Source organism: Rhizobium sp. UFLA01-1127 (assembly GCF_059803845.1).
In genome coordinates this window covers 1-2,074 of record NZ_JAUQTZ010000275.1, presented here as the reverse complement: position 1 = coordinate 2,074, position 2,074 = coordinate 1, and the positions used below count along the sequence as shown (strand labels likewise).

The 2,074-nt window shown below is 63.2% G+C and carries 3 protein-coding genes; all 3 read left to right on the top strand.

All coding sequences use genetic code 11. The annotated features are described in order from the left end of the window. Window positions 1-74: 74 nt before the first annotated feature. Complete coding sequence (locus Q4Q11_RS31605) at window positions 75-404, top strand: XdhC family protein (protein WP_498571956.1); 330 nt, start codon at window positions 75-77, stop codon at window positions 402-404. Continuing rightward, window positions 404-1,111, top strand: coding sequence for an XdhC family protein (locus Q4Q11_RS31600; RefSeq protein ID WP_498571955.1), 708 nt, complete (start codon window positions 404-406; stop codon window positions 1,109-1,111). The genes Q4Q11_RS31605 and Q4Q11_RS31600 overlap by 1 nt, the downstream gene beginning before the upstream one ends. Further along, the coding region (locus Q4Q11_RS31595) for a molybdopterin-binding protein (RefSeq protein WP_498571954.1) at window positions 1,108-2,074 on the top strand (967 nt) is incomplete at its 3' end. The genes Q4Q11_RS31600 and Q4Q11_RS31595, both read left to right, overlap by 4 nt.

The window sequence follows — 2,074 nt, the reverse complement described above, 5'->3', positions numbered from 1 at the left end:
CGTATCGGCTCTCACCGCCCGCCGCGCGGATATCCATGATCCCAGGCGGTTTCTCGGCAAATGATGAGGCTCTGATGTCAGATATACCCGAAAGTCTGGATCCGCTCGTGATTGCGGAGGAATGGGTGTCGGCGGGCCGCAGCGTGGCCATGGCGACCGTTGTCGATACCTGGGGTTCGGCACCACGACCATCCGGCAGTCATCTCGTCATCGACGGCGAGGGAAATTTCCATGGGTCCGTTTCCGGCGGCTGCGTGGAGGGCGCCGTCATCACCGAGGCGCTCGACGTCATCGAAACGGGCAAATCGCGCATGCTGGAATTCGGCGTTGCCGACGAGACGGCGTGGCGGGTCGGCCTTTCCTGCGGCGGCCGTATCCGCGTCTATGTGGAAAGGCTGGCCTGATGGACCGTCAGATACTGGCGCGGTTGAATGACATGCGGCGCAGGCGGCAGGCGGTGATCCTCGTCACCGATCTTTCCGGAGGGCCGGATCGGCTCATCGTCGAAGGCGATGGGCTGGAAGGCGCTTTGGCCGATGCCGCGGCATCGGCGTTTCGCTCGGGCAAGTCCGCAGCGCTTGAGACCGACGGACAGAGTCTGTTCTTCAATGTTCATTTGCCGCCGCCGCGTATCGTCATCATCGGCGCCGTGCATATCAGCCAGATTCTGGCGCGGATGGCCGCGCTTGCGGGATTCGACGTAACGATCATCGACCCGCGCACTGCCTTTGCGACCCCAGAACGCTTCGAAGGCATTGACCTGATTGCCGATTGGCCCTTGGATGCGCTGAGGGAGCGGCCGCTCGACAGCTACATGGCGCTGGTTGCCGTGACACACGATCCGAAGATCGACGACGAACCGATTCTGCAGGCGTTGAGGACAGGCTGTTTCTACGTCGGCGCGCTCGGCAGCCGCAAGACGCATGCCGGTCGCCTGGAGCGGTTGAGGCGGGAAGGTTTGGATGACACGGAACTTGCTCGCATCCATGCTCCGATCGGGCTTCCCATCGGCGCCGCAAGCCCGGCAGAAATTGCAGTCGCCATCCTGGCTGAAATCATCGGCTCGCTTCGCGGGCGGGATGTGTCAGCGCCAAAAGGCAGCCATCCATGATCTTCGGCGAATTCTTGACGGCGGAGGCGGAAGGCGCGGTTCTCGCGCATTCCGTTCGGCTGGCCGATGGCAATTTTTCCAAGGGGCATAAGCTGGAACGCGGCGATATAGCCCGTTTGACGGCTGCCGGGATCGCGCGTGTCATCGCCGCGCGCATCGAGCCCGGCGATCTTATGGAGGACGAGGCCGCCGAGCAGCTGGCGCGTGCGATCGCGCCCGACCACCTGACTTTCTCCGAAGCGGCGACGGGACGGGTAAATGTTTACAGCGCCGTTGACGGCCTGTTCGTTGCAGACCGTGCGGCGGTCGATCGGATCAACAATCTCGATCCGGCGATCACTCTTGCCTGTCTCGCCGACCACGTGCCGGTGCGATCGGGCGACATGGTGGCGACCTTCAAGATTATCCCGCTTGCGGTTTCCGGGGCGAAAGTGGCGGCAGGCGTCGAAATTCTGCGGCGCATGCCGGTTTTCGAGGTCAGGCCGTTTTTGCCTCATGCCGTTTCGCTCGTCGCAACGGAATTGCCGTCGCTGAAGGCCTCGGTCATGGACAAGACGGCACGCATCCTTTCGCAGCGGCTGCGTCCTTCGGGCAGCGTGCTGCAGCGGGAGGAGCGTGTTGCCCATAAGGCGGCCGATGTTGCCGATGCGATCCGTCGTGCGCTGGCAGCACCTGACCGGATGCCGAAGCTGGTGATTGTCTTTGGCGCTTCGGCGGTCATCGATGCCGGCGACGTCATACCGGAAGCGATCCGGCTTGCCGGCGGCGAGATCATTCAGGTCGGTATGCCCGTCGATCCCGGTAATCTCTTGGTGCTCGGTAGGGTCGGCGATGTTCATGTCGTCGGGGCGCCAGGATGCGCGCGCAGCCCGAAGGAGAATGGGTTCGACTGGGTGCTGGACCGCATATTAGCCGGCGAACGACCGACTCCGCAAGACATCACACGCATGGGCGTTGGAGGGT

What these genes read in the sequence shown, in the direction of transcription:
- Q4Q11_RS31600 (WP_498571955.1), top strand. Translation starts at nt 404, where the DNA reads ATGGACCGTCAGATACTGGCGCGGTTGAATGACATGCGGCGCAGGCGG.
- Q4Q11_RS31605 (WP_498571956.1), top strand. Translation starts at nt 75, where the DNA reads ATGTCAGATATACCCGAAAGTCTGGATCCGCTCGTGATTGCGGAGGAA.